The sequence below is a fragment of the Oceanibacterium hippocampi genome, from assembly GCF_900172325.1.
Classification (GTDB): Bacteria; Pseudomonadota; Alphaproteobacteria; order Sneathiellales; family Sneathiellaceae; genus Oceanibacterium; species Oceanibacterium hippocampi.
Map to the genome: position 1 here is coordinate 1059521 of NZ_FWFR01000001.1, position 23372 is coordinate 1082892.

22 protein-coding genes are annotated in these 23372 nt (G+C 67.8%); 10 read left to right on the forward strand and 12 right to left on the reverse strand.

The window, feature by feature from the left end; all coding sequences use genetic code 11:
- The first annotated feature begins 25 nt into the window (after positions 1-25).
- Together OCH7691_RS04920 and OCH7691_RS04925 are read left to right on the forward strand one after the other, a co-directional pair.
- Positions 26-1393, forward strand: coding sequence for a tetratricopeptide repeat protein (locus OCH7691_RS04920; RefSeq protein WP_085882260.1), 1368 nt, complete (start codon positions 26-28; stop codon positions 1391-1393).
- A 25-nt stretch (positions 1394-1418) separates the two neighbouring features.
- Positions 1419-4121, forward strand: coding sequence for a FecR domain-containing protein (locus OCH7691_RS04925; RefSeq protein WP_085882261.1), 2703 nt, complete (start codon positions 1419-1421; stop codon positions 4119-4121).
- A gap of 48 nt (positions 4122-4169) precedes the next feature.
- Here OCH7691_RS04925 and OCH7691_RS04930 read toward each other — a convergent pair whose 3' ends face one another.
- From OCH7691_RS04930 to OCH7691_RS04945, 4 genes are all read right to left on the reverse strand, one after another.
- Positions 4170-5885, reverse strand: a complete 1716-nt coding sequence (locus tag OCH7691_RS04930) for a long-chain-fatty-acid--CoA ligase (RefSeq protein ID WP_085882262.1) — start codon at positions 5883-5885, stop codon at positions 4170-4172.
- 128 nt (positions 5886-6013) lie between these two features.
- Complete coding sequence (locus tag OCH7691_RS04935; protein WP_085882263.1) at positions 6014-6964, reverse strand: threonine ammonia-lyase; 951 nt, start codon at positions 6962-6964, stop codon at positions 6014-6016.
- 45 nt (positions 6965-7009) lie between these two features.
- Positions 7010-7861, reverse strand: coding sequence for a MaoC/PaaZ C-terminal domain-containing protein (locus OCH7691_RS04940; protein WP_085882264.1), 852 nt, complete (start codon positions 7859-7861; stop codon positions 7010-7012).
- Positions 7862-7894: 33 nt separating this feature from the next.
- On the reverse strand, positions 7895-9034 hold the full coding sequence (locus OCH7691_RS04945; protein ID WP_217807802.1) for a succinylglutamate desuccinylase/aspartoacylase family protein: 1140 nt from the start codon (positions 9032-9034) through the stop codon (positions 7895-7897).
- Between the two features lie 132 nt (positions 9035-9166).
- Between OCH7691_RS04945 and OCH7691_RS04950 the strand changes: the two genes are divergently transcribed.
- Positions 9167-10015, forward strand: a complete 849-nt coding sequence (locus tag OCH7691_RS04950) for a crotonase/enoyl-CoA hydratase family protein (RefSeq protein ID WP_176244915.1) — start codon at positions 9167-9169, stop codon at positions 10013-10015.
- 12 nt (positions 10016-10027) lie between these two features.
- Here the strand turns inward: OCH7691_RS04950 and OCH7691_RS04955 are convergent, their stop codons facing one another.
- From OCH7691_RS04955 to OCH7691_RS23160, 5 genes are all read right to left on the reverse strand, one after another.
- Positions 10028-10447 carry a PaaI family thioesterase gene (locus tag OCH7691_RS04955; RefSeq protein ID WP_085882266.1) on the reverse strand — a complete coding sequence of 140 codons (420 nt, stop codon included), beginning with the start codon at positions 10445-10447 and terminating at the stop codon, positions 10028-10030.
- Positions 10448-10504: 57 nt separating this feature from the next.
- Entirely contained in the window at positions 10505-11398 is an 894-nt protein-coding gene (locus tag OCH7691_RS04960; protein WP_085882267.1) for a haloalkane dehalogenase, read from the reverse strand.
- 104 nt (positions 11399-11502) lie between these two features.
- Complete coding sequence (locus OCH7691_RS04965; protein ID WP_085883511.1) at positions 11503-11673, reverse strand: YegP family protein; 171 nt, start codon at positions 11671-11673, stop codon at positions 11503-11505.
- Positions 11674-11795: 122 nt separating this feature from the next.
- Positions 11796-12581, reverse strand: a complete 786-nt coding sequence (locus OCH7691_RS04970; RefSeq protein ID WP_085883512.1) for a delta-class carbonic anhydrase — start codon at positions 12579-12581, stop codon at positions 11796-11798.
- Between the two features lie 134 nt (positions 12582-12715).
- The gene (locus OCH7691_RS23160) at positions 12716-13525 is read right to left on the reverse strand and encodes a phytanoyl-CoA dioxygenase family protein (protein WP_176244917.1); all 810 of its coding nucleotides are present in this window, start codon (positions 13523-13525) and stop codon (positions 12716-12718) included.
- A gap of 150 nt (positions 13526-13675) precedes the next feature.
- Here OCH7691_RS23160 and OCH7691_RS23165 point away from each other — a divergent pair, with 150 nt between their 5' ends.
- The 5 genes from OCH7691_RS23165 to OCH7691_RS04995 all read left to right on the forward strand — a co-directional run bounded on the left by OCH7691_RS23165 (position 13676) and on the right by OCH7691_RS04995 (position 18779).
- Positions 13676-14251 (forward strand): cysteine dioxygenase family protein, encoded by a 576-nt coding sequence (locus OCH7691_RS23165; RefSeq protein ID WP_176244918.1) that lies wholly within the window; start codon positions 13676-13678, stop codon positions 14249-14251.
- Positions 14248-15837 (forward strand): rhodanese-like domain-containing protein, encoded by a 1590-nt coding sequence (locus OCH7691_RS04980; protein ID WP_085882269.1) that lies wholly within the window; start codon positions 14248-14250, stop codon positions 15835-15837. The genes OCH7691_RS23165 and OCH7691_RS04980 overlap by 4 nt, the downstream gene beginning before the upstream one ends.
- 42 nt (positions 15838-15879) lie before the next feature.
- A complete protein-coding gene (locus OCH7691_RS04985) occupies positions 15880-16269 on the forward strand; it encodes a Rid family detoxifying hydrolase (protein ID WP_217807804.1) in 390 nt (129 codons plus the stop codon).
- Between the two features lie 143 nt (positions 16270-16412).
- Positions 16413-17612, forward strand: coding sequence for an acyl-CoA dehydrogenase family protein (locus OCH7691_RS04990; protein WP_085882270.1), 1200 nt, complete (start codon positions 16413-16415; stop codon positions 17610-17612).
- A gap of 33 nt (positions 17613-17645) precedes the next feature.
- A complete protein-coding gene (locus tag OCH7691_RS04995; protein WP_085882271.1) occupies positions 17646-18779 on the forward strand; it encodes an acyl-CoA dehydrogenase family protein in 1134 nt (377 codons plus the stop codon).
- Positions 18780-18792: 13 nt separating this feature from the next.
- Here OCH7691_RS04995 and OCH7691_RS05000 read toward each other — a convergent pair whose 3' ends face one another.
- Entirely contained in the window at positions 18793-20214 is a 1422-nt protein-coding gene (locus OCH7691_RS05000; RefSeq protein WP_085882272.1) for a phosphatase PAP2 family protein, read from the reverse strand.
- A gap of 126 nt (positions 20215-20340) precedes the next feature.
- Positions 20341-20694: a flagellar basal body rod C-terminal domain-containing protein gene (locus tag OCH7691_RS05005; RefSeq protein ID WP_085882273.1), complete on the reverse strand. Its 354-nt coding sequence runs from the start codon at positions 20692-20694 to the stop codon at positions 20341-20343.
- Between the two features lie 253 nt (positions 20695-20947).
- Between OCH7691_RS05005 and OCH7691_RS05010 the strand changes: the two genes are divergently transcribed.
- On the forward strand, positions 20948-21868 hold the full coding sequence (locus tag OCH7691_RS05010) for an alpha/beta fold hydrolase (RefSeq protein ID WP_085882274.1): 921 nt from the start codon (positions 20948-20950) through the stop codon (positions 21866-21868).
- Between the two features lie 62 nt (positions 21869-21930).
- The gene (locus OCH7691_RS05015) at positions 21931-22449 is read left to right on the forward strand and encodes an EF-hand domain-containing protein (protein ID WP_085882275.1); all 519 of its coding nucleotides are present in this window, start codon (positions 21931-21933) and stop codon (positions 22447-22449) included.
- Between the two features lie 30 nt (positions 22450-22479).
- On the opposite strand, the gene OCH7691_RS05020 is transcribed toward OCH7691_RS05015, so the two are convergent.
- Complete coding sequence (locus tag OCH7691_RS05020) at positions 22480-23316, reverse strand: phytanoyl-CoA dioxygenase family protein (protein ID WP_176244919.1); 837 nt, start codon at positions 23314-23316, stop codon at positions 22480-22482.
- Between the last annotated feature and the right edge of the window lie 56 nt (positions 23317-23372).

The following is a 23372-nucleotide window of genomic DNA, read 5'->3' on the forward strand; positions in this document are numbered from 1 at the left end:
TGACCTGTAGTTGCGAGCGGAAACGATGAACCTTAAAAACGTCGGCCGCACGGCCGCTCTCTCGGTCCTCCTGCTCGCAACGGCGATAGTGGCAAGTTCGGAACATGCCGTGGCGCAACAGGTCGAGACAGCACCCAGCGAGGAATTGAAGCGCGCGTTCGATCGCGCCTTCCAGGAGGTGATTGCCGACCCGACCGATCTCGACAAGGCCTTCGAGTTCGCCGCGATCGCGGTGCAGGTCGGCGACCTGGAAGCGGCCATCGCCACCCTCGAACGGATGCTGCTGCTCAATCCCGATCTGCCGCGCGTCCGCCTCGAACTCGGCGTTCTCTATTTCCGGCTCGGCTCCTACATCCTTGCCCGCCACTATTTCGAGCGCGCCCTCGAAGGCGACGACGTGCCGTCCGACGTCACGGAGCGGGTGAACAGCTATCTTGCCGAGATCGACCGCCGGACCGAACGCTCGCAGTTCGCCGGCACCGCCTTCTTCGGCTTCCGCTACCAGACGAACGCCAATGCCGGGCCTTCGGACCGCAACGTGAAGGCGGCCGGTTTCGACGCCACGCTCGACGACCAGTTTACCGAGCAAGCGGACGTGAATGCCTTCGCCGTCGGCAACTTCCGCCATACCTACGATTTCCGTACCCAGGACGGCTCCTTCATGGAGACCCTGGCGCTTGCCTATTTCTCGCGCCAGCGTGACGAGGACGCGGTCAACGTGTTCCTTCTCGAGGGTTCGACCGGGCCGCGCTTCCCGATCTTCGAGGAAGCCTTCGAGGGCAGCTCCTGGCGTCCGTTCGTGCAGGGCTCCTACGTCGACCTGGGCAACGAGAATTACTTCTACAGCTACGGCGCGGGGGTCGACGGTGTCCTGCAGCCGACCCCGGACCTGCAGTTCGACGGCACGCTCTCGGGCCTTGTGCGGCGTTACTGGGACCGCTCGCCCCGGCCGACGGCGCGCGACGAGAATGCCCAGGAAGTCACGGCGACGCTCGGCGTCCGGTATCGCCCGCTGCCCGACCTGGAAGTCGGCGGCTACAGCAGTTTCACCGTCGAGGACGCCGACGAGGACGAGCATTCGAACTGGGAAGGCGAAGTCGGGGCCAGCGCGACGCTGACCTACGATTCACCGCTCACGATGCTGTCCGGACGCTGGTCGTCCTCGCTCAGCGCCGCCTTCGCCGCCAGCAACTATTTCCGGCCGGATCCGGACGTCGATCCGACGACCCGGCGCCGGGACCGAGAGTATCGCCTGAACGTGACGACCGCCGTTCCGCTCAATGACGCGCTGTCGCTGGTCGTCACCGCCGGTGTGAGCCGGGTTAACTCGACCCTTCCGAATTTCGAGTACGACAACGAGTTTGTCACAATGGGGGCCGCCTGGCGGTTCTGACCGTGCGGGCGGCGTAGTAGGTGTAATGAAACTGAACCCTCTGCCGCTTGCCGTCTGTACCGCGCTTCTCTGCACCCTTGCCGTTCCGGCCCACGCCAACAGGGTCGGGGTCGCCGCCGCCGTCAATCCACAGGCGACCGGCACGCCGCCGACGCTCGAAACGCGCATCCTCGTACCGCGCGACGACATGACCCAGAACGAGCGGGTCCAGACCCAGGAGAACGGCCGCACGCAGCTGCTGTTCCTCGACGGCTCGGCGCTTACCGTCGGTCCGAACTCCGATATCGTGCTGGACGAGTTCGTCTACGATCCGGACGCGGGCAGCGGCAGGATCGTGCTCAGCGCCACCAAGGGGCTGTTTCGCCTGGTCGGCGGCAAGATCAGCAAGAAGACGCCGATGCTGATCAAGACACCGAGCGCGACCATCGGCATCCGCGGCGGGATCATGGTCGTTCGGGTCCGCGAAGACGGGACGATCACCTCGAAGTTCTTCTTCGGCGAAGAGATGTTTGTCGAATCGGGCGGCACGCGCCAGGTCGCCGTGCGCCCCAATTCGACCATCGATGTGACCGAGTTGGGGGGTATCCCGCAGGAGCCCCAGGTGGTGCCCGACGACATGCAGCTCCGGCTGTCGCTGGATGAGCTCGAGGCCGATCGCAACCGCGACGGAGAGGAGCCGGCCCCGCTGGTCGAAGTCGCGCTGGCCGGCAGCGGCATGCCGGCCCAGGGCTCCGAGTTGCCGCCTGAGGATCTTGCCGGCAACGCGCCGCCGGCCGAGGACAAGGCCGCCAACGGCGACGACGGATCGGCGACCGCGCCGCCGCCGGACCCGGCCCAGAGCGCCCAGCCGCAGGAAGGCCAGCAACAGATCGCGACCGGTTCGGTGAGCGGCGGGATCAGCGTGCCGGGGCCGTTTTCCGGCCGCGTCCGCACCGACCGTTCCGTCGATTTCTCCAATCCTCCGGCGGACCCGACCGGCGACGACCAGCCGTTCCAGAACGCCTTCGTCAAGAATGGCTTCCTGATCGGCGAGTTGGACGGCGAACTGGCCAACGGGCCCGAGCGTCTGCCGTTCAAGGCCGGCGAGTTCCCGATCGACAGTTTCGACGCGGCGGCCGATGGCGGGCTGATTTCCGGCAAGGGTTTCGTGTCCGCCGATTTCGACTTCTTCGTCTATGCGCTGATCGATCAGGACATCGAGCAGGACCATATCGCCGTGGTCGGCGGTGTTCCGACGCCGACAGCGAAGTTCCCGACGTCGGGCACGACCTACTACGAGGCCCGCCAGGATTTCCTGACCGGCTCGAACGTGCTCTTCCTGAACGACCAGAACGGCGGCGCGCTGATCACCAATCCGCCGGAGACGCGCGGCTTCATCGACTGGAAGATCGCCGGCAACAATGGCCAGCGGGCGCTCGGCCTCTCGACCTTCTTCATTTCCGGGCAGGGCGCCGGCCAGACCTCCGCGCTTTCGGGCATCGTCGGAGAGGTCCTTGCCGACGGCTCCGGCCGGCCGCATATCGCCGGCCGCCAGAAAGCCTCGGCGCGGCTGAACTCGACCGGCGATCCGATCTTCACCTTCGGGTCTGTTTCGTCGGCCGACGACGCGCTCGGCAACGACTTCTTCGGCAAGAACGGCCCGTCGCTGTTCGCGCTCGATTCCGCCGAAGTCAGCGTCACCGATGTCGAACTCGGACGCGGTATCGACACGCTGGTGTCGAACCAGTTTCCCGACCCGCCCTACGATCCGTTCACGGTCGTGCAGAAGACCACGGGACCGGCCCTCGGGCCGACCACCAACGCCTCATTGTCGGGCTTCAGCGCCGGCTTCTTCGAAAGCATCGATCCGAGTGGCAACCCGTTCCAGCGGCTTGCCTTCCTCTCCTCCGACCAGACCGCGACGGTGCCGGACCCGACCAATTTCACGATCGATGTCGGGGCGGCGGAGAACCGCGTCGAGGTGCATATCAATGCCAGCGACGGCTTCGTCATCGGCAGTGCCGGCTCGGTCTCGGTAAATCTCGTTCTCGGCGACACGGTCGGGGCATCGCCGGGCGCGCCGGGCGGCAACAGCGCGATCCTCGACGACCGGACCTTCCAGGCCCTCGACGATCCGACAAGCCCGCAGGCCGTGAACGGCAGCGGGATCATCGACGCCGGGCTCCGGACCGTCGATGCCGGCCGCGACGCGGGCAATTTCCGCAACGTGCTGCCGGGCGGCGTCGCCCTCTGCAGTTGCGAGTACCTGCGCTGGGGCTACTGGTCGGGCGCGCTGTCGGAATCGAGCAACACCCTGCACGGCGTCCACCTGGCGAACTGGGTCGCCGGAAAGCTCGCCACGAACGCCCAGATCCAGGGGCTCGCCGGTGGCGTCGCGACGATCTACGGCGGCCATGTCAGCGCGACGATCCGCAACGGCGCACCGGGCAACCAGAACGTCTATACGGCGGTCGGTTCAATGAACATGAACTACACCTTCGGCGGGACCCAGGCCGGGACCTGGACGATCGGCAATCTGGACGGCGCCAGCTATTCCGGCGCCGTGTCGAGCATCGGCGGCAGCCGCCAGGTCTTCCGGGGCACAGGCACCGGCGCCGGGCGAAGCGTGACCGTTCAGGGCGCGTTCTTCCAGGGCGGCGGGGTTCCGAACGCCGCCGCCGGCGGCACCGCGCACATCGCCGGCGCCAACTACGAAGGCGCCGGCGCCTTCGCGATGCAGAAGAACTGACCTTGCCGCCGGGGCGGCCGGGTGTCCGGCCGTCCCCCGGCGCGCGGTTCAGGCGCCGGCGGTCTTCTTTCCGGCCCGTTTCGCGCGCTCTTCCTCGACCAGCTCCTTCTTGGTCAGCTTGCCGACGATGGTCTTCGGCAGGGAATCGCGATACTCGACCTCGGCCGGCAGCTCGTGCTTGCCGAGCCGGTCCTTCAGCTTGCCGCGTAGCGTCTCGATGTCGAGTTCGCTGGCGCCGGCGGAAAGCTTGATGAAGGCCTTCGCCGCCTCGCCGCGATACTCGTCCGGGATGCCGATCACGGTCACCTCGTCGGCGATGCCGAGTTCGTAGATCGCCTCCTCGATCAGGCGCGGATACACGTTGAAGCCGCCCGAGGTGATCATGTCCTTGGTGCGGTCGACGATGTGCAGATAGCCGTCCTCGTCGAAGAAGCCGGTGTCGCCGGTCAGGAAGAAGCCGTCGGAGGTGAAGGCGGCGGCGGTTGCCTCAGGCTTGTTCCAGTAGCCCTTCATGACGTTCGGGCCGCGGATCGTGATCTCGCCGATCTCGCCCGTGGCCATGTCCTTCGTGTTGTCGGCGACATCGACGATCTTCATCTCGATGCCGGGCAGCGGCACGCCGCAGGCGCCCTTGACGATCTTCCCGGTATTCGGCGTCGAGGTGCCGGCCGGCGAGGTCTCGGTCATGCCCCAGCCCTCGAGCAGGCGGCAGCCGGTGACCTGCTGGAATCTCTCCTGCACCTCGACCGGCAACGGGGCCCCGCCGGAGGCGCAGAATTTCAGGCTGGACAAATCGAACTCGGCGATCTTCGGATGGCCGAGAATCGCCGAATACATGGTCGGCACGCCCGGGAACATGGTCGGCTTCTTCTTCACCAGGTCGGTCATGACCGCTTCGAGTTCGAAGCGCGGATGCAGGATCAGCCGAGCACCGCCGGCGATGCCGAGCGTCATGATGACGGTGAGCGCGTAGATGTGGAACAGCGGCAGGACGGCGAGCACCGTTTCCCGGCCTTCCTCGAGCAGCGGATTGGTGCCCTGGTTCATCGCCCGCAGCATCGTCTGCGCCGCCATCAGGTTGTAATGGGTCAGCATGGCGCCTTTCGGCAGCCCGGTCGTGCCGCCGGTATATTGCAGGACCGCGACCGCCTCCTTCGTGTCGGCGATCGGGTGCGGCGTGTAGCGGCCGTCATTGTCGAGCAGCTGCTTGAAGGTGAGATGCCGGTCGTCCGCCGGCACCTTGGCGATGTCCTTCGACTTGACCAGCGGATAAAGCAGGCTCTTCGGGAAGGGCAGCACCTCCGGCAGGTTGCCGACGATCAGCTTCTTCACCCGGGTCTTGCCCAGCATCCCGGCCATCTGCGGATAGAGCGCGTTCAGGTTGAGGGTCACGATGAAATCGGTGTGACTGTCCTCGATCTTGTGTTCGAGCGTCTTCGCGGCGTCGAGCGGCGAATAGTTCACGATCGTGCCGCCGGCCTTGAGGACGCCGAAGAAGGCGACGATGTAATGCGGCGAGTTGGGCAGGAAAAGCCCGACATGGACGCCCGGGCCTACGCCGAGTTTCTGGAAGCCCGCCGCCGCCTTGTCGATCATCGCGCCCATCTCGCGATAGCTGATCGTCTTGCCCATGAAGTCGGTGACGATGTTGTCCGGCCACTGGCGAACCGCGTCGTCGATCAGTGACTGCACCGGCTCGGTCGGCAGGTCGATCGCCCAGGTTACTCCCGGGACGTAAGCCTTCTCCCAGATCGGCGCTGTCATCCCTCGTTCTCCCTTGTTGCCGGGCTCGCGCGACGGATGCGCGGCCGAGTCTTTAAGTTCGTTCCCTCCGCCGATTTAGCCTCGCTTCAGGCATCCGGTCAATGGCACCGGCCGCACGATGGACTTGCCTAGCCGATGCCGTCGGTGCCGGCGCCGCAGACGATGGCGCAGGGAACCTCGCCGGCGGCAAGCGGGACGCGGCCGGTCATGAGCGCGGCGATCGGCGCGGCCGCGGACAGCTCGACGGCGATCCCGAGTTCGAACCAGAGCAGCCGGGCGGCGGCGCGCATCTCCTCGTCGCCGACCAGCACGATATCGTCGACCAGGTCCTCGACGATGCCGAAATTGAGCGGCTCGGACCGCCGTGGAGCCAGCGTGCCTGCGGCGGTATTGATCTCGGCCAGCGTGACGAGTTCACCGGCGGCGCGGCTCGCGTGCAGGGTCGGCGCGCCTTCCGCCTCGATCCCGATGACCCGGATGCCGGGTTTCAGCGCCTTGGCGGCAAGCGCCGAGCCCGAGATCAGCCCGCCACCGCCGACGGCGACCAGCAGCACGTCGATGTCGGGCCGCGCGGTCAAGGCCTCCAGCGCGACCGTGCCCTGGCCGGCGATCACCGCCGGGTCGGCGAAGGGATGGACGTAGGTCATGCCGCTGCGTTCCGCCTCGGCCAGCGCGGCCTCGTTGGCCTCGTCCCAGACCGCGCCCTCGACCACCACGTCGGCGCCCCAGTCGCGCAATTTCGCCGCCTTCGCCTCGGGCGTCGAGGTCGGCAGATAGATGCGCGCAGGCGTCCCCGCCGACGCCGCCGCATAGGCGACGCCGAGACCGTGGTTGCCGCCCGAGGCGGTGATCAGTCCGCGCGCGACCGCGGCAGGATCGAGCGAGCGGGCGACATTCATCGCCCCGCGTGCCTTGAAGGAACCGGTTGCCTGCAGGTTCTCGAGCTTGAGCAGCAGCCGTTCGGCGCCGCCGAAACGGGCACGGAGCGGCGCCGCGCCGAGCAGCGGGGTGGCGCGGACATGGCCGGCGATGCGATCCGCCGCTGCCCGGATTGTCGCGATATCGGGCCGTTCGACCATGGTTCGTCCTTGTCCGTTTCGAAGGGGGGCGGTCGGGCAGTGCGCTCAGCGAAGCGTCGCCCGGCCGTTGTTCAGGACCACGACGTCGCGCTCGACCACCCGGCTCCGGAACGAGACGGTCTTGCCGTCCCGCCACATCTCGGTGCGGATCGTCTCGCCGGGGAAGACCGGCGACGAGAAGCGCACATCGAATCCGTCGACCGCCGTCGGATCGTTGTCGCAATAGCGCCGGACAACCGCCCGGCAAGCCACGCCATAGGTACAGAGGCCATGCAGGATCGGCCGCGGGAAGCCGGCCCCGGCCGAGAAATCCGGGTCGCAATGCAGCGGGTTCCGGTCGCCCGACAGGCGATAGATCACTGCCTGGTCGGGGCGGGTCGGGATCGTCTCGGTCGTTTCCGGTTCGCCCTCGGGAACCTTGTGCGGCGCCGGCCCGGGCTCGTTCGGGCCGCCGAAGCCGCCGTCGCCACGCGCGAACACGGTCGAGGTGAGGGTGACCAGCGCCTCGCCCGAGGCGGCGTCGCGCAACAGGTTCTCGACCAGGATTACCGCCCCCCGGCCTTCGCCCTTGTCCTGGATCGCCTTGACCCGCGGGCTGGACAGAACCTCGCCGGCGGGCGGCAGGGCGCGATGCAGGCGGATCCGCTGTTCGCCGTGGACGGTCATCATCTTCTGGATGCCGGAATCGTGGAACCAGCGGTCGTCCCAGGCGAGCACGGTCGCCATGGTCGGCATCACGCGCAGCGCCTTCTCGTAGACGAAGGGCAGTTCGTCACGGTCCATCGGGTCGGTGCCGAAGCCGATCCCGATATTGTAGAGCATGACCTCGCGGTCGCCCCAGGCGAAGCGCCGGTCCGGCAGCTCGCGCGACATCATCAGCTCGTAATCGAGCGCCATGGCGATTCTCTCTCCCGTTCTTATGAAATTGTTTCAATCTTCCAGCAAGGTGCCGCGCCGGCTGGGCAGCGGCCGCTCGCCGCAGACCTTGCCGACGACGGCGCCCCGCCGGGCGAATTTCTGGACCAGCCGCGACAGGAGGAAGCCGTCGGTCTCGCTGACCACCGGCACGCGGGCCGCGTTCGGCCGGTCGGCCATCGGATCGACGATTTCGGCAATCAGCTCGCCGGCGGAAACCGCATCCCCGAGACGCTTGCGGTATACCACGATTCCCGGCACGGGGGCGTGCAGCAGCGCCGTCGCCTCCAGCGGTCGCGCCTCGGTCGCCAGTTCGGGCAGCGGCCCCGCCTCGTCGTCGATCAGCCCGCGGCGGGCGAGAAAGCGATAGAGATTGTCGGCGTCGCCCGCGGCGACCGCGTCGTCGACGTCGGCCTGGCCGCGATACTCGATCGTCGCCGAGAGCGCGCCCGGCGGGATCGGCCGCTCGCTGCCGAAATGCGCCGCCAGCCGATGCCAGGTGGCGCTGAAGATCTCGTCGAACGGATTGTCGCCGGCCTCGATCGCCAGCAGTGTCGCCGCCGAGCCGATCTGGGCGGCGAGATCGCGGCCGTCCGGCCAGAGATCGCTGCCGAGATAGAGATGCATGAGCGCCTCGAGATCGCAGTGGCAGTCGAGCACGATGTCGGCATCGATCGCCTGCCCCATCAGGATCTTCCGGAGCGCGGCGAGTTCGCCGGTCGCCGGAACCTCGTCCAGCGCCTGCGCCAGCGCCGCCCGCACGGCCTGCTTGTTGGCCTCCGGATCGGCGCCGAGCCGGCCCTCCAGGAGTTCGATCGCGCGGGGCGCGAGGCTGAAGAAGCCGCGGTTGAAATTGCCGCCGGACGCCGCCTCGTAGCGACCCAGGTGATTGCCGAGCAGAGCCTGCGACATGCCGATCGGATTGGCCGCCGGAACGACCACGATCTCGCCGCGGATCCGGCCGGCGGCGGCCCCGTCGAGCCGGTCCACGAGATGGCAGAGGGTCAGCATGCCGGGTGTCTCGTCGGCATGCAGCGAACCCTGCAGGTAGGCCTTGGGCCGGGCGCCGGCCTCGCCATAGCGGTGCAGGGTGAGTTCGCGCCGGGTGCCCGGCGTCGGCGAGGGAAGCGGGATGCGTTCGATGATCTTGCTCATGGCGGCTCAGTGTCCAGCCGGCGCCGCGTCTGTCAAGCGGCCCCGTCACGGTCGATGCTGTTCCCCCTGTTCGCGGCGCCGGGGATCGCTAGGATGGTGGGATCGCAGGACACAACACGGGGATGCGCGGCCATGGCCTATGAAACGATGACGCTGGACGTCGAGAACCATGTCGCCCGTGTCACGCTGTCGCGACCCGGGAAATTCAACACCATGATCATGGCCTTCTGGCAGGAGATGGTCGACGTCTTTGCCGAGATCGAACGCATGCCCGAGGTCCGGGCCGTGGTGATCGCCTCCACCGGCAAGCATTTCACCGCCGGCCTCGACCTCGGCGATTTCGCCGGCTTCATCGGCGCCGCGCAAGCCGGCGATCCGGGCCGGGTCCGCGAACAGCTCCGACTCTCGGTGCTGGAAATGCAGGAAAGCTTCAGCGTCATCGAGAAATGCCGGGTGCCGGTCCTGGTCGCCAGCCAGGGCGGCTGCATCGGTGGCGGTGTCGACCTGATCTCGGCCGCGGACATGCGCTATTGCACCGAGGATGCCTGGTTCTGCATCCAGGAGATCAATATCGGCATGACCGCTGATGTCGGCACCCTGCAGCGGCTGCCGCACCTGATTCCCTCCGGCCTGGTACGCGAGCTCGCCTACACCGGGCGTCGCATGCCGGCGGCCGAGGCCCATGCCGCCGGCCTCGTCAACGCCGTCTTCCCCGACCAGGAGACGATGCTGGCCGCGGTTCTCGAGATCGCCGGCGAGATCGCCAGCAAGGCGCCGCTGGCGGTTGTCGGCACCAAGGAAATGCTCAACTACACCCGCGATCATCCGGTCGCCGACGCGCTCAACTACATGGCCGTCTGGCAGAGCGGGATGCTGCTCTCCGGCGACCTGATGGAGGCGGCCTCGGCCAACATGCAGAAGCGCCCGCCCGTGTTCGACGATATCCTGCCGCCGCGCAAGGTCGTCCGCCGCGCCCCCTGACGGGAGTGCCGGTCAGCCTTTTTCGAGCAGCTTCCAGATCCCGTTCACGCTGAGGATCGTCCGCCCGTCGCAATGCAGGCGACCGCGCATGAAGATCATGCTGCGGCCCTGGCGCGTCGTTTCGACATCCGCCTCGATCCAGTCGCCGACCCGGCCGGACGATACGAAATCGGTCGACAGGCTCACCGTCGTGCAGCGCCGTTTGCCGACCGCGTGCCAGACCGCGGCGCCGATCGCCTCGTCGGCGAAGCTCATCAGCATGCCGCCATGGACCACGCCGTAGGTGTTGGCATGATGCGCCAGGGCGCGGAATCCGAAGACCACCCCGGTATCGCGCCGCCTGGCATAGAGCGGCCCGATCCGTTCGACAAAGGGGGATACTCGGGTCAGCGGTTCGTAGCCGGGCGGAACGTCCGGGGTCTCGTCACTCATGCGTCTTTTCTGCCTTCGGGTCTCGGAAAGGGATAGGGAAGAGGAAATCGGCCGCGTTCAGGACCAGGCCGCGAGCGCCGCCTTCGCCACCGGTTCGCCCCATTCCTGAAGGAAATGGCCGCCCTCGGCAACCTCCAGCGGCGGCGGGCAGCCGCGAATGCAGCGTCGCAGGTAGGCCATGCCCTTCGGTCCGAGCACCGGGTCCTGCATGCCGACCGCCAAGAAGGTCGATCCGGCCCATTCGTTCGTGAACCAGTCGCGCGCCGCCCGCGACAGGGCCGCCCCCTCGGCGTCCGGATTGTCGGGGACCATGTTCGGGAAGCGACGGACGCCAGCCTTGAAGGTGACGTCCGGATAGGGCGCGTCATAGGCGGCCCGTTCCGCCTCGTTCAGGTGCGGGCAGGAGCGGCCGAGCAGCTTGCCGACCGCCATGTCGGGATTGGCGTTGTTCCAGGCGCGCCAGGCGAGAAAGCCTTCGCCGAGCGGGACGTCGCCGGTTGCGAAGGCGGTGTTCATGACCAGCAGGCGGGTGAAGCGGTCGCTCATCGACGGCGGCAGGGTAAGGCCGATCAGTCCGCCCCAGTCCTGGCAGACCAGCGTGATGTTCCGGAGGTCGAGCCGCTCGATCAGCGCCACGATGGCGCCGCGATGGAAATCGAAGCCGTAGACCTCGTCCGCCACCGGCTTGTCGGAGCGGCCGAAGCCGAAGAAGTCCGGCGCGATGCTGCGATGGCCGGCGGCGCCGAAGACCGGGATCATCCTGCGGTAGAGATAGCTCCAGGTCGGCTGTCCGTGCAGGCAGAGGAACGTCTCGGCCGCGTCCGCCGGACCCTCGTCCAGGTAATGCAGCCGAAGCCCCTCGTAGCCGGGCAGGTCATCCACGTAATGCGGCCGGAAATCGTAGCCCGGCAGGCCCTCGAACCGCTCGTCCGGTGTCCTCTTCGCGCGCATTCCCTGTTCCCCCGGTCCCGGTTCTTGAACTCCCGGTCATAATGGAGCAGGGAACCGGCGGATGAAAGCCCGCCTGAACGCGCGGGGAGGGGCGGCGACCGCTTTCAGTCGCCCTGGTATCCGTTCCGTCGGGCGTTGGCGATGCAGTCGCCGCGATGCTCGTAGCCCTCGGTGGCGGCGCCGACGATGCGGCCGTTGCTTGCCGTCCGGCGCCAGCGCCAGCGTCCGGTCGCGTCCTTGTAGATTTCCCACTTGTCGTTGTCGCCCGCGGCCATTGTCGCCTCCTTCGCCGGTTGATAAGTGGCGATGGTGGCAACGGCGGGAACGGTCGTCAAAAACTCATGCGATGGTAGGGTCGCCGCCCGATCCGGGGCGATATGGCCGATCGGACTCCGTCCTAGCGAATGGGCGCGAGCAAGGCCGGCGAGGTCACGAGCTGGCGCACGCCGTGGGCATGGTTCTCGTTGAAGTCGTTGCCTTCGCACCACTTGTCGAGCGAGGCGATGTCGATCCTGGCGCAGGTCGGGCGGACGCTCCAGGTGACCTGCAGGGGCGAACATGTCTGCTCGGTGTACTTCGGCCCCGTGGTCGAGCCGAGGAAGGAGACCGGATCGCCGGTGCCGGCGGGCAGGGCGCGGGCCTGGTGCCGGCCGGCCGTGACGTTGCCGCCATAGGTGAAGTCGGCGAAGTTCAGGGCTTGCGGATCGTTGACCACCAGGAAGACCTGGGTTTCCACGCGAAGCTGCGGATTGGCGCATTTCTCGGAGAGGCAGGAACCGAGACCTTCGCCGGGCGTCACGTCGCAGGACGAGTGCACCCAATGGACCTCGACCGTATCGCCAGGCTTCACGCCGTGGCAGGCGCCCTCACCATTGAACGGATCCTCAAGCTCGGCGGCTGTGAGATCGGCCGTGCCGTTGCACCTGAAGCCGCCATGCTCGCCGTCGCCGGCGGAGATCGAGAAGCCCGGCCCCTTGTGCTCGGCATTGGTGTGGAAATGAATGTTGCAGAGATTCATCTCCGAGGCCGGCGGCGCGAAGGTGAAGGTGCGCGGGTTGGTGCCGGCCTTGGACGAGATGTCGCGCGGGGCCTGCGGGCCGTAGCCCTGACAGATCTCGGCCCCCGATGCGCCGGCCGCGAAGCCGACACTGGCGGCGAACGCGGCGATGATGACCTGGCGGATTCTCAACCGGGGGATCTCCTGCGCCAACTGGCTGCTCCGGGCATGACGCCGTACTGAAACCGGCATTTCGCGGCGTTTCCGACGATAGTCGGTCCGTTAGCATTCGGCAATGTTCGAGGGGTTCACGGGGGGCGTCAATCGCCCCGTCGCCAGACCAACGGCAAATCGGCGCAGTCCATGACGTCGCCGTGCGCCAGTCCCGGATCGCGGGTCGGGATCGCCACTTCGCCGGGCCGCAGGCAGTAACGGACGTCGTCGCCGGTCCAGCGGGTCGAGAGCACCCGCCGGCGCAGGCCCGAGCGGTTTCCCGGCGCGCCGTGCACGACCATCGCCTGGAAGACCAGGCAGTCGCCCGGTTCCATGGCGAAACTGACGATCCGGTGGCGTTCCCTCCCGGCCTCGATGTCGGGCAGTGGCGGCAGCCCCGTACCGGCATAGGGCGTGCCGTCGGCGAAATGGTAGGGGCTGAATTCCGGCCAGTCGTGCGAGCCCGCGACATATTCCAACGCGCTTTCCGGCGGCACCGGATCGAAGGGCAGCCAGATCGAGCAGACCTGCTGTCCGGCCACCGCCCAGTAGGGCTGGTCCTGGTGCCAGGGCGTACGCTCTGTCGTGCCGGGTTCCTTCACCAGCAACTGGTCGTAGAAGAAATTGACCCTGGCCGTGCCCATCAGCCGGCCGGCGATTTCCGCCGCGGGCGAGTCGTGGACGAAGGCGCGGAAGCCGGCGTGCCGCCGGGCCATGTCGAGGTCGCCGAAGAAGCGGCCGCCGCCCTTCGCGTAATCCTCCGCATGCGGGCCGGGCCGGGCGATCGCCTGATCGACCCAGCCGCGCATGAAATCGATCCAGTCGTCGTCGAACATGGCGCGCAAACAGACCACGCCGTCGCGCGCGTAGGCCGCACGGTCATCCGCGGTGATCGGGTTTCCCGGATGTCGGTTCATCGGTCGCCGCCTCCTTCCAGCACCGCAGAATGGCGGACAGGACCGCCCCCGGGCAATGGCCTTGGGATCTGTTGCCTCCCTGCCTCCGCGCCGGCTTGCCCGGGAGTGCGGGGCGAGGCTACTCTCTCCGCCAGAATGGAGGAGGGAACCATGGAACGGAAAGCTCAGCGCGACGCCGCGATCGCCGAGACCGTCGGCGTCATCAGGCGACTGCTGGAGACCGAGGGCGTGAACCGGGAAACCCTCGATGCGGTCAAGTCGGAGCTGCTCGTGCTGGCGGCCCGCCGGGCCCTGTTCCCGAAATCCGACTTCCCGCTGCCGGAGGATGGATCGGAGCGCGGTTCGCGGCTCTACCGCCTGCACGAGGATCCCGACCGCCGCTACGCGCTCTATGCCCAGGTGGCGACCATTGGCACCCGCTCGCCGGTGCATAACCACACGACATGGGCGGTCATCGTCGGGATCGAGGGGCAGGAACTCAACCGGTTCTATGAACGCACCGCCGACGGTGCCGAGCAGACCGGCAGCGGCATGGTCAAAGCCGGCGCGGGGGTGGCGTTGCTGCCCGACGATCTGCATTCGATCCATATCGACGGCGACGAAGGCGCCTTCAATTTTCACATGTATGGCCGGGCGATCGAGGAACTGCGCGAACGCGAATACTGGAGCGGCAAGGACAACGCATGGAAGATCTTCCCGGCGCATACGGATATCCGTCCGGCATGAGGACGATCGAGCCTGCCGCGCTGAAAGCGGCAATCGGAACGGGCGACGAGCTTGCCTTCCTCGATGTCCGGGAACATGGCCAGCACGCCGCCGGCCATCCCTTCTTCGCCCGGTCGCTGCCGCTCAGCCGGCTGGAATGGCGCGCGCCGGTGCTGCTGCCGCGGCGCTCGGTGCCGATCGTGCTGTTCGACAGCGGTGCCGCGGATGACGACATCGCCGCTCGCGCCGCGGTCGCGCTCGACCGGCTGGGCTACAGCGACATCCGGATTCTCGCCGGCGGCGCGGCCGGCTGGCAGGCGGCCGGCTACGAGCTGTTCTCCGGGGTCAACGTGCCGAGCAAGGCGTTCGGCGAGTTCGTCGAGAGCCGCGCGGAGACGCCCCGGATCAGTGCCCGCGAGCTGAACGAGGCGATCGCGGCGGGCGAGGATATCGTGATCCTCGACAGCCGCCCGTGGGAGGAATATCACCGCATGGCGATCCCCGGCGGGATCGACTGTCCGGGCGCCGAACTGGTGCTTCGCGGGGCCGCGTTGGCCCCCTCCGACACGACCCGGATCGTGGTCAATTGCGCCGGCCGGACGCGCAGCATCATCGGCGCCCAGTCGCTGATCGACGCCGGCCTGCCGAACCCCGTCATGGCGCTGGAGAACGGCACCATGGGCTGGCACCTGGCCGGCCTGGAGGTGGTGCGCGGCGCCGACCGCGTGGCGCCGCTGCCGGACGCGGCCGACCGCGCCGCCGCCCAGGCTCGTGCCGCGCGGGTCCGCGCCCGCTTCGGCGTGCCCCTGGTCGGACCCGAAATGCTGGCGGCCTGGCAGGCACAGGCGGAGGTCCGCAGCTTCTGTCTGCTCGATGTCCGCAGTCCCGATGAATTTCTCGCCGGCCACCTGGCGGGCTCGCGGAACGCACCTGGCGGCCAGCTGGTCCAGGCGACCGACGAATATGTCGGCACGCTGAACGGCCGGATCATGCTGGTCGACGACGACGGCGTGCGCGCCTCGATGACCGCCTCATGGCTGATCCGCCTGGGCTGGCCTGAGGTCGCGGTGCTCAAGGGCGGGCTCGACGGCGACCTGGTGCAGGGCCCGGTCCCGCCCGACATCGCGCCGCCGGAGGTCCCGGCGATCATGCCGGCGGCGCTTGCCGAGTGCATCGACGCCGGATCGCCGCTGACGGTCCTCGACGTCGGAACCTCGCTCGCCTACCGCAGGGGCCATGTCCCGGGCGCGCTCTGGACACCGCGTTCCCGCCTGGCCGGGGCGCTGGCCCATCTCGCGGCCGACGGCCCGGTCGTCGTGACGGCGGACGATCCGACGCTCGTCGCCTTTGCCGCCGCCGACCTGGCCGCCCTCGTCCCCGGTCGCGACATCCGCCGCCTGGACGGCGGAACGGCCGCCTTCGCCGCCATCCGGCCGCTCGAGACCGGCCTCGTGGCGCCGCTTTCGGAAACCGATGACGAATGGCGGAAACCGTACGACCAGCCCGGCGGGATCGAGGAGCGGATGCGGGAATATCTTGAATGGGAGGTCGGCCTGGTCGCCCAGATCGCCCGCGACGGCGATGCCCGGTTTCGCCATTTTGACTGACCGGCGCCGACCCGCCACTTCAGCGCAAGGAAAACGACGAGAATGACCGCCATGAAGATCCATCGCGTGCCGGACCTGCCGGACAGCCTGCCCTTCTGTTCCGCCGTCGAGGTCGACGGGCTGCTGCATTGCTCGGGCAATATCGGCAACCGCCCCGGCAGCCTGGAGGTCGTGCCGGGCGGCATCGCGGCCGAGACCCGGCAATGCATGGAGAATATCCGGAGCGTGCTGGAATATTGCGGCAGCTCGCTCGACAAGGTCATCAAGGTCACCGTCTTCATCGACGACATGGACGGCTTCTGGGCCATGAACGAGGTCTACCGGGAGTTCTTCACCACCCATCTGCCGGCCCGGTCCTGCGTTGCCGTCAAGGCGCTCGCGATCGGCGCCAAGGTCGAGATCGAGTGCATCGCGCTCGCCGCCGGACGCTGATCGGCGGGCGGTCGGGACAGGGCGCGGTGCCCGGACGACGGCGTCTTGCCAGCCATCCGTCCGCGGCCTAACCTTTCGCCACGATCCGCGAGGGCGCGGCCGTGCGTGGCGGCAAACGATGCCTGACGGACAAGGGAGTGACCATGGATCTTGCCTTCAGCAGCGAGGATCGCGCCTTCCGGGAAGAGGTTCTGGCCTTTGTCGAGGCCAACCTGCCGGGCGAGATCCGCGACCGTGTGGCGCGCGGGCTCGGTGTCGGCAAGGAAGCCCTGACCGCCTGGCAACGGACACTGCACGAGAAGGGCTGGGTGGCGCCCGCCTGGCCGAGGAACTACGGCGGCGCGGAATGGCCGCTCGTCCGACGCTACCTGTTCCAGCAGGTCATGGGCGAGGCCGCGGCCCCGGACATCCCGCCGTTCGGCGTCAACATGGTCGGACCGGTGATCTACACCTTCGGCAACGAGGCGCAGAAGGCCCGCTTCCTGCCGCGCGTCCTCTCGGGTGAGGACTGGTGGTGCCAGGGCTATTCCGAGCCGGGCTCCGGCTCCGACCTCGCCTCGCTCAGGACCCGGGCCGAGGACCAGGGCGATCACTACCTGGTCAACGGCCAGAAGATCTGGACCACCTACGCCCATCTCGCCGACTGGATCTTCTGCCTCGTCCGGACCGACGACAGCGGCAGGCCGCAGGAGGGCATTTCCTTCCTGCTGATCGACATGAAGACGCCGGGCATCACGGTGCGCCCGATCATCACCATCGATCACGGGCACTCGGTCAACGAGGTCTTTTTCGAGGATGTCCGGGTGCCCAAGGAGAACCTGGTGGGCGAGCCCGGCAAGGGCTGGACCTATGCCAAGTTCCTGCTGTCGAACGAGCGTACCGGGATCGCCCATGTCGCCAGCGCCAAACGCCAGGTGGCTCGCATCAAGTCGATCGCCGGGGCGGAGGAAATCGACGGCCGCCCGCTGATCGAGGATCGCGCGTTCCGCGCCCGGCTGGCCGCCGTCGAGGTCGATCTGATGGCGCTGGAATTCACCGAGCTCCGCCTGCTCTCGAAGGTCCAGGGCGGCGGCACGCTGGGCGCGGAATCCTCGCTGCTGAAGATCCGCGCGACCGAGATCCAGCAGTCGCTGACCGGCCTCCTGCTCGAGGCGCTCGGCAACTACGCCGCCCCCTTCGAGGCGGAATCGGAAGACGACGCCCGGCGCAACGAGCCGCCGATCGGCCCCGACTATCGCGACGGCGCACTGCAGCAGCACATTTACGGGCGCGCCGCGACGATCTATGGGGGAAGCAACGAAATTCAGCGCAACATCATCGCCAAGATGGTGCTGGGCCTCTAGAGGCATTTCTCAGCCGGAAGGGACGAGGGGAGTATGGACTTCGAATACTCCGAGGAGCAGACGCTCCTCAAGGACAGCCTGCGACGCTTCATCGACGGCCGTTACGACTTCGAGAGCCGGCGCAAGCTGCTGGCGAGCTCCGACGGCTTCAGCCGCGACAACTGGCGGCAGTTCGCGGAACTCGGCTGGCTCGGCGTCGCCTTTCCGGAAGACTCGGGCGGCTTCGCGGGGAGCCCGGTCGAGACCATGATCATCATGGAGGAGTTCGGCCGCGGCCTCGTCGTCGAACCCTATCTGGCGACCGTGGTGCTCGGCGGCGGCCTGGTGGAAATTGCCGGCAGCGCCGCCCAGAAATCCGAGATCCTCGAACCGATGATCGCCGGCGAGCTGATGCTTGCCTTCGGTCACAGCGAGCCGCAGGGGCGCTTCAACCTCGCCGACGTGCGGACGACCGCGGAGAAGGACGGCGACGGCTACCGGCTCTCGGGCAAGAAGATCGTCGTCTATCATGCCGGGGTGGCCGATCGGCTGATCGTCTCGGCGCGGACCTCGGGCGATGTCCGCGACAGTGACGGCATCACGCTGTTCCTGGTCGATCCCAGGGCCGACGGGGTCTCGATCCGGGATTATCGCACCGTGGACGGTTTCCGGGCCGGCGACATCACGCTGGAAGGCGTGAAGGTCGGCGCCGATGCAGTGCTCGGAACGGTCGGCGGCGCCCATCCGGCGATCGAGGCGGTCGTCGACCGGGCGATCTCGGCGCTCGCCGCCGAGGCGGTCGGGGCGATGGAGCGGGCCAACGAGATCACCAACGACTACCTCAAGAGCCGCAAGCAGTTCGGCGTCGCGATCGGCAAGTTCCAGGTCCTGCAGCATCGCATGGTCGACATGTACATGCATGCCGAGCAGGCCAAGTCGCTGTCCTGCATGCTGGCGATGAAGCTCGACGGACCGGATCGCGAACGCGCGCTGGCCGCGGCCGCGACCAAGGCCCGGGTCGGGCAGGCCGCGCGCTTCGTCGGTGAACAGGCCGTGCAACTGCACGGCGGCATGGGCATGACCGAGGAATATACCGTCGGCCATTACATGAAGCGGCTGACGATGATCGAGACCCTGTTCGGCAATGTCGATCATCACCTGAGGCGTTACGCGGCGCTCGCCGACTGAGCGCGGCCTCCGCTCAGAAGCGCAGGCTGACCGTGACGCCCCGGGCGTCGTCCCGGTAGAGCGGGGCTAGGCCGATGCCGTTGCGCTCGAGGAACGGGTTGTAGCGGGTCACCACCTTGGCGACGGCGTATCCCAGGGCGGCGCCGAAGGCGACGTCGGTCAGCCAGTGGCGGTCGTCGTTGATCCGGCTGAGCGCGGTGCCGGTCGCGGCGCTATAGGCGAGATAGGGCAGCCAGGGATTGTCCGGCCCGTAGATTTCCGAGAGCACGGTCGCGAACGAGAAGGCAAAGGCCGCGTGGCCGGAAATGAAGGAGGCGTTGAAATCGCCCTTCGACGGCCCCTCGAAATCGAAGGCGTCCTCGGCATCCGGCGGCCGGTTGCGGCCGACCGCGTATTTCACGCCATTGACCAGCAGGCCGGTCAGCACGGTGCTCTGCAGGGCCAGGAGCGCCGCCGACTTCTCGCGCCGGGCGTCGATCGCGCCGCTCGTATCGGCGACTTCGGCCAGCGCATAGGCGGCGAGCGAGCCGTAGAGGAAATAGTCGAACTCGCCGAGTTCGCGAAGATAGTCCGCAGCCTTGTCGGTATCGTCGTTCCGGACGTCGTCCTGCCAGAAATCCCGGATCGGCTCGTCGAGGAACAGCATCGCGCCGCCGGCAGCCACGACCAGCCCGGCGGTCAGCCAGTCCTCGCCGTCGAAATGCACCGGCGCCGACAGCACCCGGAACAGGTTCTTCGGATAGCCGAGCAGGTAGTCGGTATTGACCGCGTATATCCCGTCGATGTAGCGGGGCGCCGGCATTGCCGGCCCCTCGACGTCGCTCTCGACCGGGGCCGGCCCGGCGACCTCGGCCATGACCGTCGGCGCGCCGTAATATGACGGCGGCGATCCGACCGACCGGCGATAGGCATAGGGATCGCTGATCACGTAGGGGTCGTGCAGCAGCGCGGTTCGCGCGGGCTGGACCGTCTGGACGACAGGGGCGGCCGGCGCCGGCGGCCTGACCGGCTGGGTCTCGTTCCGTGTCTGCGGCTGATCGATCGCGCGGCGATAGGCATAGGGATCGCTGACCACATAGGGATCGTGCAGCGGAACCGCGACCGGATAGGCCGGCGCCTGCTGCGAGACGGCGTCCGGCGGGTAGCTGGCGGTTGGCGGGTAGGAGACGGGCGGGGCATAGGATACCGCGGGCGGCGCGCCGAGGTCGTTCGGATCGAAGACGATGACCGAGCTCCCCGCGTCCGACCAGCCTTGCGTGGTATAGGCCTTGCCACGCGCATCGAAGGCCGTGATCGGCACCTGTTCGGGAATGGCGTTCGCCGCGGGGCCCTGATTCTGCGCAAGGGCCGACGCCGACAGTCCGGCCGTCGCAACGGCGAGCACCGCGAGAATGCCGGCACCGCTCCAGCCTCCGCGACCGTATGACCCCACCATTGTTGTTACTCTTGCCCGGTTGCCGTCACTGTCTCGCGTGCGACGACACTTTATGGGCACGGGGCGGCACTGTCAGCCACTAAAGTCCGGGGAGGGAAAGGAGAGTCGTGGCGCCGGCCACGCCGCTCAGCTTTTCAGGTCGAGCAGGGTTTCGTCGATCTTCGACTGCGCGGCAAGCACGCTGGCATTCGCCTTGTAGGACGAGACGGCAACCATCTGGTCAACCGCTTCACGCACCGGATCGACATTCGGATAGGCCCGGAGGCCGGCGGCGGAAGTGCCATCCGGACCATAGATTAAGGGAGGATCCTGGAGACGGACTGAAGTCTGCACGCCGCCCCCGGCCGCCGGAGCCTGCTCGACGCGCCGCGGTCGGTAGACGTCGTCGGGCTCGTCGCCGACGCGCTCGACCGGTGCGCTGGTGTTGATGTTCGCGACATTGCCGGCCGAAACGGTCAGCCGCTGGGTTGCTGCCGCCATTCCGCTACGCGCTATGTCATAGACATTGTTCATGCCGCTACATTCACCGGATCGCCGGCAAATGTCAAGAAAATAATACAATAAAATCAACAGGTTAATACAATTTGACGCAAATTTTACGAATCCCTTCCGGACCTTGCGCGGGGCACGGCGCCGGCGGATCCGGCCGCCGCGGATCGACCCGCGCCGCCTTGCCAGTGCAACGGGCAGGGGCTAAGACGGGTCGCCTGACATTTTCGTGAACGGAGAGACGATGCGCCATAGCCCCTCCATGCTGCCGAAATGGCTGTCCATCGCGCCGGACTGGTTCCGCGCCGCCGTGTCGACGCCGCATGAGCAGCACTGGGTCACGGTCGATGGCCATCGGACGCACTATCTGACCTGGGGCGATCCGGACAAGCCGGGCCTGCTCCTGGTTCACGGCGGCCGTGCCCATGCCCGCTGGTGGAGCTTCATCGCGCCATATTTCGCTGCCGACTACCATGTCAGCGCGATCGACCTGGGCGGCATGGGCGACAGCGACTACCGGGAAAACTACACGCCCGACGGCTTCGCCGCCGAGATCCGCGCCGTCGCGGCTCGGACCGGCGCCGGCGGCCGCCCCGTCGTTGCCGGCCATTCCTTCGGCGGGTTCCTCTCGCTGGTCGCCGCGCACGCCGCGCCGGCCGAGTTCTCCGGCCTGGTGATCGTCGATTCGCCGATCCGGCCGCCGCATGCGCAGCGCAAGCGGGGCACCCAACGGGGTACCCGAAAAGTCGTCTACGAGAGCTTCGACGCGGCGCTGGCGCGCTTCCGGCTGATGCCGGAACAGCCCTGCGCGAACGATTATATCCTCGACTACATCGGGCGCCATTCGCTGAAGCGGGTCGAGGGAGGCTGGAGCTGGAAGTTCGACGGTACGCCGTTCAACGGCGAGGCCTTCACCAGGGAATTCTGGGTCAGCCTGACCGGGCGGATCGAGGCGCTCGAGATCCCGCTGGCCGTCCTGCATGGCGAGAAGAGCGCGCTCTTCACCGAGGAAGTACGCGCCCACATGAAGCCGCTGATGGCCGGACGCGGGCCGTTCGTCGAGCTTCCCGACGCCCATCACCATGTCATGCTCGACCAGCCGCTCGCGGTCGTCGCGGCGCTGCGAACCCAGCTTGCCAACTGGCGGACACCGCCGCGCGCCTGAGCGCCGGGTGCCGTGAGCCGCGCTCGCTTGAAGCGCGGGCCGGGCGAGCCTATCTTCCAGCCATGAAACGACACCTCGCGCGCCTCCTGCTGGCCGCCACCGCCTTTCCCGCCATCGCCGCCGCCGCGGCGACCGCCAACGATCCCGGCACCGCGGAAATCGACCGCTTCCTCGCCGCCAATCGCGAGTTCTGCCGCACCGCGCCCTCCGGCGACTGCGTCGATCGCGGCCTGGCCTTCGCCGATACCGACGGCGACGGAGCGATCTCGCTCGCCGAGACGCGCCGGCTCCGGGCCTTCGTCGGCAACTGGTATGCGGCGCGCAGCGAAAGCCTGCATCGCAAGGATCAGGCGACGATCGGGCTCAGTATCTGGGTCGCCGACTCGCTCGGCCTCGAACGGGTCATGCAGCTCTTCGACAGCGATGGTGACGGCCTCGTGACGCGAGCGGAACTGACCGCGGACGTCAAGCTCGACGAGCGACCGCTGCCGGAAGTGCTCGCCGATAGCGAGGCATTCGACCGGAAGGCGATGGAACGGCGGCTCGGCCCCTATGCGGCCTTGTTCAAGACGATCCGCTGAAGCGCCCGCCCAGGCGGCTGGCCCTTACGCCTACTCGAAGGCTTCGTAGAAGGGACCCGGGCGGCTCCCGAGTTCCTCGTAGTGGACAAGTTGCGGGGCGCCGAGCGGGCAGGGCTCGCCGTGCCGGAAGGCCCATTCGCCACGGTCGCAGTCGGTCGCCCGGACATAGCCGTTCAGGTAGAATCGCCGGTCGGTCGGGCTCCGGTTCGGGCCGGAGCCGTGCAGCATGTAGAGCCCCCAGAGCGCCAGGTCGCCGGGGGCGAGTTCCAGCGTCTCCAGCCGGGCCGGATCGAGGCCGGCGGGGGTCAGCTCCTCGGGCGCGAGCGTCCGCCGCATCACCGGCCCGTCGCCGGGGAGCGCGATCTCGCCCATCCGGTGGCTGCCCGGATAGACCTGCATCGCGCCGTTCTCCGGCCCGTGCGGATCGATGGCGAGGCCGCTCTGCACGTAGCTCGTCGCCGGGTTGCGGTAAGCCTCGCGCGGGCGCCGGAAGCCGATGTCCTGGTGCAGGCCGAACTCGGCCGCGGCGCCCGGCGGTTTCCAGTGCATCTGGTTGATGATCTGCTTGATGTCGCGGCCGAGCAGCGGCGCCATGATCTCGCCGATCCGCCGGTCGATGCGGAATCCGGCGAGCACGTCGTCGAAATAGGACGGCCATTGCACGAGACGGGGAATGACGCCGTTCACCGGGTCGCGGCCGAGCCGGAAATAGACATTGCCGTCGCGGTAGTTGGCGCCGTGCGCGAGGGCCTGCGCATGGACCCGGTCGAAGGCCTCCGCCAGGGCGGCGATCTCGGCCGCGGAGACGACGTTGCGGATCACGGCGAAGCCGCGTTCGCGATAGTCCCTCACATAATCGTCGGCCATGCGCGGATCGCTCCCTTTTCCGGGATGGTCGCCGCCAGACATTAAGACTTCGTGAT

Excerpts from the sequence above, each read along its gene's own strand:
- OCH7691_RS05000 (WP_085882272.1), bottom strand. The coding sequence starts at position 20,214 with ATGGTGGGGTCATACGGTCGCGGAGGCTGGAGCGGTGCCGGCATTCTC.
- OCH7691_RS04935 (WP_085882263.1), bottom strand. The coding sequence starts at position 6,964 with ATGGTCGAACGGCCCGATATCGCGACAATCCGGGCAGCGGCGGATCGC.
- OCH7691_RS04925 (WP_085882261.1), top strand. The coding sequence starts at position 1,419 with ATGAAACTGAACCCTCTGCCGCTTGCCGTCTGTACCGCGCTTCTCTGC.
- OCH7691_RS04940 (WP_085882264.1), bottom strand. The coding sequence starts at position 7,861 with ATGGCGCTCGATTACGAGCTGATGATGTCGCGCGAGCTGCCGGACCGG.
- OCH7691_RS04920 (WP_085882260.1), top strand. The coding sequence starts at position 26 with ATGAACCTTAAAAACGTCGGCCGCACGGCCGCTCTCTCGGTCCTCCTG.
- OCH7691_RS04990 (WP_085882270.1), top strand. The coding sequence starts at position 16,413 with ATGGATCTTGCCTTCAGCAGCGAGGATCGCGCCTTCCGGGAAGAGGTT.
- OCH7691_RS05015 (WP_085882275.1), top strand. The coding sequence starts at position 21,931 with ATGAAACGACACCTCGCGCGCCTCCTGCTGGCCGCCACCGCCTTTCCC.
- OCH7691_RS05020 (WP_176244919.1), bottom strand. The coding sequence starts at position 23,316 with ATGGCCGACGATTATGTGAGGGACTATCGCGAACGCGGCTTCGCCGTG.
- OCH7691_RS05005 (WP_085882273.1), bottom strand. The coding sequence starts at position 20,694 with ATGGCGGCAGCAACCCAGCGGCTGACCGTTTCGGCCGGCAATGTCGCG.
- OCH7691_RS23165 (WP_176244918.1), top strand. The coding sequence starts at position 13,676 with ATGGAACGGAAAGCTCAGCGCGACGCCGCGATCGCCGAGACCGTCGGC.
- OCH7691_RS23160 (WP_176244917.1), bottom strand. The coding sequence starts at position 13,525 with ATGAACCGACATCCGGGAAACCCGATCACCGCGGATGACCGTGCGGCC.
- OCH7691_RS04985 (WP_217807804.1), top strand. The coding sequence starts at position 15,880 with ATGACCGCCATGAAGATCCATCGCGTGCCGGACCTGCCGGACAGCCTG.
- OCH7691_RS04950 (WP_176244915.1), top strand. The coding sequence starts at position 9,167 with ATGGCCTATGAAACGATGACGCTGGACGTCGAGAACCATGTCGCCCGT.
- OCH7691_RS05010 (WP_085882274.1), top strand. The coding sequence starts at position 20,948 with ATGCGCCATAGCCCCTCCATGCTGCCGAAATGGCTGTCCATCGCGCCG.
- OCH7691_RS04960 (WP_085882267.1), bottom strand. The coding sequence starts at position 11,398 with ATGCGCGCGAAGAGGACACCGGACGAGCGGTTCGAGGGCCTGCCGGGC.
- OCH7691_RS04995 (WP_085882271.1), top strand. The coding sequence starts at position 17,646 with ATGGACTTCGAATACTCCGAGGAGCAGACGCTCCTCAAGGACAGCCTG.
- OCH7691_RS04965 (WP_085883511.1), bottom strand. The coding sequence starts at position 11,673 with ATGGCCGCGGGCGACAACGACAAGTGGGAAATCTACAAGGACGCGACC.
- OCH7691_RS04955 (WP_085882266.1), bottom strand. The coding sequence starts at position 10,447 with ATGAGTGACGAGACCCCGGACGTTCCGCCCGGCTACGAACCGCTGACC.
- OCH7691_RS04930 (WP_085882262.1), bottom strand. The coding sequence starts at position 5,885 with ATGACAGCGCCGATCTGGGAGAAGGCTTACGTCCCGGGAGTAACCTGG.
- OCH7691_RS04945 (WP_217807802.1), bottom strand. The coding sequence starts at position 9,034 with ATGAGCAAGATCATCGAACGCATCCCGCTTCCCTCGCCGACGCCGGGC.
- OCH7691_RS04980 (WP_085882269.1), top strand. The coding sequence starts at position 14,248 with ATGAGGACGATCGAGCCTGCCGCGCTGAAAGCGGCAATCGGAACGGGC.